Here is a 9,306-nt window from a genome sequence, read left to right on the forward strand (position 1 = left end):
TTTTTATGTGTTTAATCTATCTTTATATCAATTCTCATTTTCAATTATCTCTTTAATAATTTCAAATATAGGAACAAAATTAGAAAAATCAAAATTTTCAAATCCGGATTTTTTCTCCAATACACATTCTGCAAAATCCATTTTTGAAAGTGCAAAGTTCGGACTGTTGTCTTCTTTAGGATTAATTACTCTCTCTCCGGATGATCCGTCAATAATTGAAATCTTATCACTTCCACACAATTTTTTCTTTTCACAACATTTATCCTCTTTTGTCATATAACCATTACTGTTAAATTCATTACCTAAATATAATCTACGTGAAATATCTCCTTCTTTGTATTCAGTTTTAATTTCATCATCACTATAAAGATGTTCTATACAAATTTCCGGAGTATCTTTTCTAAAATCAGGAATAGGTAAAATAAAAGAAAATACATTATTTCCCCAAGTCTTATATTTAACACCTTGTAAAGACATCTTGTTATTTGTCCTATCATCATCACAATCTGCAATAAAAATCATTCTCCTACTATTGGGCATTTTAGAGTAGCTCTCACACATTGTTGATAATGCAGTGTTACCCATATCTATCTTATTTTCTGTGTTTTTATTACTATTCTTTGCTTCATACTCAAAAAATTCAAAATCTAAATCTTTAAATACTTCTTTATACTTGTCGATTTTTGACAGTTTATTATACGCAGCAAGCATATGCTTCCAATCTGTTGCTCCTTCAGTTATAATAATAGGTTTACTTGATTCAGATTTATCGATTGCTTCCCTCAACTTTTTATTATGTGTTTCAGTCTCAGTAAAGTATTCATAGGCTCTTTTAAATTCTGAAAAACTTTCAACACCAATTTTGTTTCCATCAGGCATTTGGTAAATATCAAAACCATCATCACCATACTCTTCCTCCAGTCCCAATAAAAATAATGGTGAATGTGTTGTTACAATAAATTGAATATATGGAAATACTTTCATCAATATTGGTAATACATCTTTTTGATGTATTGAATGAAGATGTAATTCTATCTCATCGATAATTATTATTCCCTTTATACTATCCGGATATACACTCTTATTGATATCATTATTATCTGCATAACGAATTATGGTTGTAAAAATATTAAAAAGAGCCAATTGTCCTGTAGACAACGAATCCATTGATAAGGCAATTATTGAATCATCTTTAACTCTTTTTATATTAAATCTTGCTCCACCATGAACTCTCAAGTTAAGCCCAAAATATACATCTTCATTTAGTATAATACTCATAACTCGCTCAAGGTAGAATCGTGCTGATGACATTGCCATTAAATCTTGTATATTTATATGAACTATTTTCAGAATGTTATTTTTTTCTATACCTATATCTGCCCTTGAGTCGGCAATTACATCAAGTAGCCATCTAAAATTACCTTTACCAATATCATATGCCATTATTGGATTTTTTAGCATACCCGTAATTTTAGGTTCGACATATAAATGTGTTGACAAATCATCATAATATGTATCACCTAACCAACTAGGCTTTTCATAGCGCGCGGGTCCAAAATAACATATTACATTTTCAGAAAATACTTTCTTTATTTCTTCGTTATCTGAACCACGAATTTCCTTTATTCCGGTATTTGTATCCCAGTTTGTTATATCTCCATCATAACCACTCTCATTCTTAAATTGTTCAAATGAACAATCACCAGTTTTAAATAAATATTCTACTCTATTATCAAATATCACTCTTGAAAAAAGATATTTTTCTCCTACTTTTATCTCATTGCTACTGATAATCTTATAGTATGAATAATTGTAACTTTCTTTATCATGATGTAATGCATTACTAAATCCTCTTCCTGCAAGCTCATATAGTGAATCTACAATATTGGATATCATTGTTGATTTCCCACTGCCGTTTTCACCTACTATTATAAGGGGCTTGGGCTTTCCATCATCCATAAAAGAAGGGCTTATATCAATTTTTGAAATCGGTCCTATATTTTTATCTATTATTCTACTTATATACATCTTTGTTAACACTCCTCTTTTTTAATTTAAACTACACAAGTTCCATGCGCAACTTATTTGTATTACTATTTTTTATTATATTTTAGTTACACTACAAACAGGAAGATACATAAATATTTCCACCTTCTCTTACTTTTAAATGCTGAATCCTACAATCATGACAAATACTCTATCATGTTGTTATGAAGTATGTAATACACAATCTGATTTACAAAGTATGTATGTTTGCTTTCAAATTTATTTCTCTCCATATATTGTAAAAACCATCATTTAATACATTAATATCGATTTTCACTATTTTACATATTGCTTTATAGTAAAATTATTTATTTGAAATTTTTAATCATATATTACACCCGACACTTTCTAAATTCAACTCATCATTCTTATATTACTTCCTCTGTATTTTATAGGCTATTATAAATTTAATAGTCTTTCATATTTTATTAACTTCATCTATTTTACATCGTTCTCAATAGATAAATACAGAACTTGTATTATTTTATCACTGTTAAAAAGATACTTACTTAAATATAAGCCTTTACAAGGATATTTCAAAGTCTTGGAATAATCAATGAGTTATGTCAACTAATTGATGTACTACTTGAAGTGTAAAAAATAATCCAAACCTTTTGCACCACTGTCATGTAATTTTCATGCAAAATATTTATCCCAGTGTTTTAAACTCTATAAGTTTAACGGATTAGTAGACAACCGCATACCCATATACAATAATACTTATCCTCAATCTTTAGAAATAATACCAACTATATTTATTGATTAAATATATTATTAAAGGGTATAATAAAGCCTATAATTTTATGACAGATATTTTGATATAAAATTTATACATTGCTATATCGGCTGGTATTATATCATTTTAATCTGTTTTATTTTTTGTGAGGAAATATGAATCAATATATAGAAGTATCTTTACAGGCTGTTATACTGTTTCCCTTTGTGGTTGCTATATTTACATTACCTTATATTGCTTATAACTACCATAAATACGGATCTGTTATAAGTCTGAAGGTTGTAATCGTTTATTCTTTTATTTTTTATATTCTGTGTATGTACTGCCTGGTGATACTTCCTCTTCCGTCTCCGGAAAAGGCTGCCACGCTGCACAGTCATAAAATGCAGCTTGAACCTTTTTTATTTATAAAAGATATTTTACAAAGATCGGATATTATTAAAGATCAGCCAAAAACATGGTTAAGTGTAGTACTGAACAAGGCCTTTCTTGTAAATATTTTAAATCTGTTTTTAGCTCTACCTTTTGGAATGTATTTACGTTACTATTTTAAAAGATCATTTATAGAAACTATTGTTTTATCATTTCTACTATCATTATTTTTTGAAATAACTCAACTTACAGGACTGTACTTCCTATATTCCGGCAGTTACAGACTCTTTGATGTGGATGATCTTATAGTAAATACTTCAGGCGGTTTACTCGGATTTCTTTTAATGGAACCGTTTATGAAATTTTTGCCTTCTAGAGATGAGCTGGATGAAATAAGCTATAAGAAAGGAATGGAAGTATCATTAACAAGACGATTTATATCATTCTTTTTTGATATGGCATTTATTGCTTTTTTAACTTTTATTTGTGAAATTTTAATACCTGAATTTGCCTTGCTGTTCTCATTTGAAGCAAGTATATTATTTTATTTTTCTGTTTTTCCGATATTATTTAAAGGAAGAACTTTGGGAAAATTTATCACGAGTACAGCCATTGTATCTTTAAATGAAGAACGTCCTGCATTCTATTCATATTTTTTAAGGTATATTCTTTTTTACGGATTTTATTTTTTTATTCCTTTAAATATAAGAAGACTTCTTGAAAGTTTAATACTTACAAATACAGATCCTTATAAAGATATGGCATATGCAACTCTTGAACTTTTAGCAACTATTTTGTACTTTATGATATTACTTACAGCTCTTATAAAATCCGCAAGACATCGCAGACTTTTGTATGAAAATTTATCAAAGACAAAAATTCAGAGCACTGTTAAAGTATCATAATTAAATCATATTTAATTTTTTATACTTGAAATGTCCCAATTGTTGATGTAGTATTTAAATACATTACATATAGTTTTTAAAACTACATCAAGGAGGGATAAATATGAACTCAAAATATAAAGAAAAGACAAGATTCGGTGTACTTCCCGGAACTATATCAATAAAAATAAGGGAACCGGGCTCAGCACTTACTCACTTTTTGGGGCTTATTCTTTTATGGATAGGAGCCGGCCCGCTTATTCAAAGAACTGTAGAACATGGAAGCTTTTTAACTTCAATATCTATGTTTGTCTTTATTGTATCAACTACATTATTATATGCGGCAAGTACAACATACCATTCTGTAGTTTTAGACCTTAAAAAGACAATGATTTTCCGTAAAATAGACCATATAATGATTTCTGTATTGATTGCCGGAACATATACACCTGTATGCCTTACAGCACTTAAAGGAAAAGTAGGATATATATTACTGGCTGCCATATGGACACTTGCTATCGGAGGAATTATACTGAAAATTTTCTTTGTAAACTGTCCTAAGTGGCTGTCATCTTTAATTTATCTTATTATGGGATGGCTTTGTGTATTTGCATTAAAACCTATATTCAAAGCACTCCCTCTAGCCGGATTTTTGTGGCTTTTGTTTGGAGGTATCTCCTACACACTCGGAGCTGTAATCTATGCCTTTAAATTAAAAGCTTTTAATGAAAAACATATTTATTTCGGTTCACATGAGATTTTTCATGTCTTTATTATGATTGGAACATTTTGCCATTATATGTTGCTTTTTAGTACATTATCCTTTTATTAAATATTCTTTCAATAAAAGTCATATATCTATAAATTACTGTTTTTATTTCATTTATTTATAATATTTACAAAAATAAAACTGCAAATAATACATATGCTATTGAATACACCCGTCTTATTATATATAATTAATATAGAGTTAATTTTATATTTTAATGTATGTATATATTTTATAGGAGGTATTTATATGAAAAAGCAGCTTTTTTGTACATTGATAATATTTGCTACATTATCTTTAACTTCAACTGTTTTTGCAAGTCAAGGATATAAAAAACAAAGGTATGCATTAAAAGATACTTGGATGATTCATAATGATGCCTGGTGTTATGTGGATTCTGAAGGAACTGTTTCTACAGGATGGAAAAATATTTTAGATCATTGGTTCTACTTTGATAATGAGGGAAAAATGGTTACAAATCAATGGGTTGGTGACTATTACATCGGTCCAAACGGAATGATGTTAACCGATACTACCACTCCTGACGGTTATAAAGTCGGAAATGACGGTACAAGAATTTCTGAAAAAATTGTGCTTAATGAGCCAAAGGCAGCCTCTACAATTGAAAAACATGCCTATTATAAATATTGTACTAAGGAACAGGCCGAGCAGGCTGATGCTGTTGCAAGAAGTATTGCCACAAGAGTTTTATCAGACACCTCGCTTATAACAGATCTTGCAAAAATAAAGAAGGCTTCATCTATTATTTACAAAGAGTATATTATAGAAAGTTCACGTGAAAATGATGAAAATAAGTACTACAGAAGTCCTTATGGTGTTTTTATAGCAGGAATAAGTACAAGTGCAGGCGGTACCAGAGCACTTGGAAGAGTTCTTGATTTTATGGGGTATGATTGGGAACATGCAAATCCTAATACAAAAACTCATCAATGGTGTATCGTAAATATGGACAATCAGGCAGGATATGCCGATGCCATGGGATATGGATGCGGATTTGGTATTCATCCTTATATTTCTGAAGATATGAGTTCTGTAAATAAAGATATTGCTAACGGTGTATATTAAGACTGTATTAAAAACGGCCGGCACTTAAAGTGCCGACCGTTTTTCTCTACATACTGAAATTATTTTCTATCAGCTATTGCTTGAGCTAATTTACAAAAATCATCCAATGTTATCTCATCTAATAAATACTTTTGAAATATTCTTCCCATTTCCGAGATATCATTCATTGGATTAGATGACAGCGGCCTGACTTTAAAGTTTGTATTCTCAACATACTTTCTTATAATATCAATATCAGGAACATCTATATCTTCCTCTAAGATAACATCAATTCTTGCAGGTATCTGCTTCATTGCGTTACTATATTCAATGCTCCCTTCTCTACTTGAAATATAACTTAAAAATTTCTTTGCCGCATTTTTATTTTTTGAAGCTTTATTAAGTACATACTGCCACGTTGCTATATTAGTTGCATTTTTTTTGAACATAGGAAGTTCTGCCACATGTATTCCATCTTCTCCATACTTTCCTGAATTCAAAAAGATATTTATAGCACCACTATACATAAATACACATCCATACTTGCCGTCAATAAATTTTTGTTCCATTTGTTCGTATCTGTCTATCATTTGATTTTGAGGTGTATAACCATGTTTCAGCATATCATGCAAAAACTTAACAGCTTCCTTTGTATTATCATTATTCCAATTATAATAGTCTCCATCAAACATATTTATAAATTGTGATAAATCATTATATATATATGTTTCATCCCATGCACTTCCATATCCATACATGTTTGTACCATAATCATTACCGACAAATAATGAAAAATCATCCAAATTTTTAACTCCTTCGAGTTCTGAATATTTTATATATTTTTCATTTACCCAAAACATCATAATATCCATAAGGTATGGAACAGAATAAAAATGATTTTTATACATAGCCACTGATTCTACATAGTCTTTAGGATATGATTCCACAATATTTTTACTCATTATATCATCTAAATTTTCAATATATCCTTTTACTTTAAACTCACTTACCATCTCATCATTAACTGAAATCAAATCAATATCTGAATTTCCTGATAAAAGTAATGTTGAAATTTCCGCCTGTCTATTATTTGCATCAGCCGGACAAGGAATTATATTTATTTTCATATTTAATTTTCTTGATACATCGTTAATATAATTTTTAAAATCAGGATTATCAGCTTCTATATGCATGATATTTAATTCAGCTTCATAATAGTTGCTTATTTCTATTTCTTCATTCTTCTTATAATTATTACAAGAAGATAGAATTAAACCGATACATAATAAAATACAAAAAATTTTTTTATACAAATCAGCTCCTATCTTGGACGCCTACATTCTCTTCCTACAAGAGGTAAGAATGATGAATGAGGCTCTGTCTGATACCAATATGCTACACTTGCAACATCATCCTGTCTTTCAAAAAGACCTCCATGTCCAACACCGATTTGCTGTATAGTAACCTTTAAATCTTCATCAAAGCATATAGGATCCTGTATATGCCACCTATAGAACCCTCTCATCGGTAAGCAATCATCATTGTGATAATCATTATGAATCAATTCATCATGTGATGAATAGTACGGATATCCCAAATATGATGTACTATAATTTTGCTCAACTGTTTTTCCATTTATCTGTTTTGCAAAACTCCATGAACCTCCAAAATAATCTTCAGTTCCTGTACCGCAAATTGTAGGATATTCTATATCTCCGTCTATGTAAAATTTTACTTCTCCTTCTCCCCACCAGTACCTTTCCAATGTGGTCAATGCAATATATGTCCCGATATAATGTCCCTTTCCTTTTACATTGTCCAATATTACATAATCTTTACCTAAAGTTGTAACTCTTTCTCTTCTCCACTGAGCATGAAAATAAGCTATATCGTTAGGAAGATTATCTACAACACAATAATCAATCTGATAGAAAAATGCCGGTATCGGATTTGGATGCTGGTTTTCCAAAGTTATTCTTGCTCTTTTATTAAAAGGCATTTGAAAATAACTGTTCATTCCTCTATTTGGTACTACAACAATCGGCATTGAATTCACTACACATTCCCTTGCAAATCCACAACAAAAGAAATCTCCAAGTGGACTCTCTACAGAAGGAGTTTCCTCATCGTCCCAATATATCCTTATAATCAGATCACTTAAAACAAAACAATCTGCTTCTGTTGTTTTATTTGTAACCGTAATCCATATGTGATTTATTATACCCGGTCCCTCTATATCGGCAAGTGTTACAGTTTCTCCACTCGGTATATCTTTTAAACAAGGACTTCCTTTTCTTGAAGGCCCCAGATTGCTTGATGCCATCCCGCCTTTACCTTTTTCTCCTGTAGGATTTTCTGCATTTACAGCTCTACTTTTTCTGTTTTTTAAAATTGCTAAATTTCCTAAACTTCCGTATAAATCATACATAAACTTAACTCCCTATCTAAATTAAGATTTAACACCACCTGCCATAATTCCATCCATTATCTGCTTTTCAAAAACAGCAACAAATAATATTATCGGTAAAAGTATTATCCATCCCATTGCACTGACTAAATCCCATGGTACACCATACATATTATCTCTTAAAGGAAGTTGAACTATCGCTACAGATAAAACCTGTATTCCGTTTGAATAATATAAAGGTGTAAAAAAATTGTTTAAACAATTTATAAAATTAATAATGCACACTGTGGCAATAGCAGGTTTCATCAAAGGCAATATTATATAAAATAAAATCTGTATAAAATTTGCTCCATCTATAGCAGCAGCCTCTTCCAGTGAAACAGGTATTTTACCGACGAAATTGTTTAATATCAAAACTGTAAACGGAATAACCGAACTTACATATAGTATTATCAAACCTTGATATGTATCGAACAATCCAACCTTTTTCATAAATTCATATAAAGGCCTTGCAGTAACCACCTCAGGTATAAGTAAAGTTGCAAGAATAAATGCAAACGCTACACTTATCCATTTTGAATTAAACCTTGAAAATCCATAAGCTGCCATTGTACATAATATTGTGCTTATTATTAATGTACTTCCTACTATTATTACTGTATTTCCTATTTTACTTAACAACCCTACATTTTCAATAAGAAATTTATAACTGTCAAGTGTCGGATTATTTGGCAAATAATCTATAGGCTTCTTAAATAATCTCCTGCAGGAGTAATTGATGATATAAAAATCCAATATACAGGAAATAAGATAAGAAATGCAACCACTATAAATAATAACCATCTGCTTATAGATATACATTTTTTATATATTTTATATTTAGTATTACTACTCATATTAATCTCCATTCCGCGGTCAAGCCGCGGCACAAATAGTAATGAAAGTATTTTACATCTCAACTCTGTGATTTAAAATAGATAACAAGAAGCTATACTACAAAGCACGTGAGGAGAAGTTGTAAAAACTT

Annotated in this window: 6 protein-coding genes and 1 pseudogene; 3 read left to right on the forward strand and 4 right to left on the reverse strand. The window is 30.1% G+C overall.

Features of this window, described 5'->3' with window-relative positions; all coding sequences use genetic code 11:
• Positions 1–27: 27 nt before the first annotated feature.
• Positions 28–2,028, reverse strand: coding sequence for an AAA family ATPase (locus SBH76_RS10110; protein WP_317977720.1), 2,001 nt, complete (start codon positions 2,026–2,028; stop codon positions 28–30).
• A gap of 909 nt (positions 2,029–2,937) precedes the next feature.
• Between SBH76_RS10110 and SBH76_RS10115 the strand changes: the two genes are divergently transcribed.
• The 3 genes from SBH76_RS10115 to SBH76_RS10125 all read left to right on the forward strand — a co-directional run bounded on the left by SBH76_RS10115 (position 2,938) and on the right by SBH76_RS10125 (position 5,893).
• A complete protein-coding gene (locus tag SBH76_RS10115; protein WP_317977721.1) occupies positions 2,938–4,059 on the forward strand; it encodes a VanZ family protein in 1,122 nt (373 codons plus the stop codon).
• Positions 4,060–4,162: 103 nt separating this feature from the next.
• A complete protein-coding gene (gene trhA / locus SBH76_RS10120) occupies positions 4,163–4,870 on the forward strand; it encodes a PAQR family membrane homeostasis protein TrhA (protein WP_317977722.1) in 708 nt (235 codons plus the stop codon).
• A 186-nt stretch (positions 4,871–5,056) separates the two neighbouring features.
• The gene (locus SBH76_RS10125; RefSeq protein WP_317977723.1) at positions 5,057–5,893 is read left to right on the forward strand and encodes a cell wall-binding protein; all 837 of its coding nucleotides are present in this window, start codon (positions 5,057–5,059) and stop codon (positions 5,891–5,893) included.
• 59 nt (positions 5,894–5,952) lie between these two features.
• Here SBH76_RS10125 and SBH76_RS10130 read toward each other — a convergent pair whose 3' ends face one another.
• From SBH76_RS10130 to SBH76_RS10140, 3 genes and pseudogenes are all read right to left on the reverse strand, one after another.
• Positions 5,953–7,185, reverse strand: coding sequence for an extracellular solute-binding protein (locus SBH76_RS10130; protein WP_317977724.1), 1,233 nt, complete (start codon positions 7,183–7,185; stop codon positions 5,953–5,955).
• Between the two features lie 8 nt (positions 7,186–7,193).
• Positions 7,194–8,300, reverse strand: a complete 1,107-nt coding sequence (locus SBH76_RS10135) for a glycoside hydrolase family 172 protein (protein ID WP_009662007.1) — start codon at positions 8,298–8,300, stop codon at positions 7,194–7,196.
• Between the two features lie 21 nt (positions 8,301–8,321).
• A pseudogene (locus SBH76_RS10140) lies at positions 8,322–9,175 on the reverse strand (carbohydrate ABC transporter permease).
• Positions 9,176–9,306 lie beyond the last annotated feature (131 nt).

This window comes from Lachnoanaerobaculum sanguinis, from assembly GCF_033242365.1.
GTDB classification, from domain to species: domain Bacteria; phylum Bacillota; class Clostridia; order Lachnospirales; family Lachnospiraceae; genus Lachnoanaerobaculum; species Lachnoanaerobaculum sanguinis.

What these genes read in the sequence shown, in the direction of transcription:
- SBH76_RS10110 (WP_317977720.1), bottom strand. Translation starts at nt 2,028, where the DNA reads ATGTATATAAGTAGAATAATAGATAAAAATATAGGACCGATTTCAAAA.
- SBH76_RS10115 (WP_317977721.1), top strand. Translation starts at nt 2,938, where the DNA reads ATGAATCAATATATAGAAGTATCTTTACAGGCTGTTATACTGTTTCCC.
- trhA (WP_317977722.1), top strand. Translation starts at nt 4,163, where the DNA reads ATGAACTCAAAATATAAAGAAAAGACAAGATTCGGTGTACTTCCCGGA.
- SBH76_RS10125 (WP_317977723.1), top strand. Translation starts at nt 5,057, where the DNA reads ATGAAAAAGCAGCTTTTTTGTACATTGATAATATTTGCTACATTATCT.
- SBH76_RS10135 (WP_009662007.1), bottom strand. Translation starts at nt 8,300, where the DNA reads ATGTATGATTTATACGGAAGTTTAGGAAATTTAGCAATTTTAAAAAAC.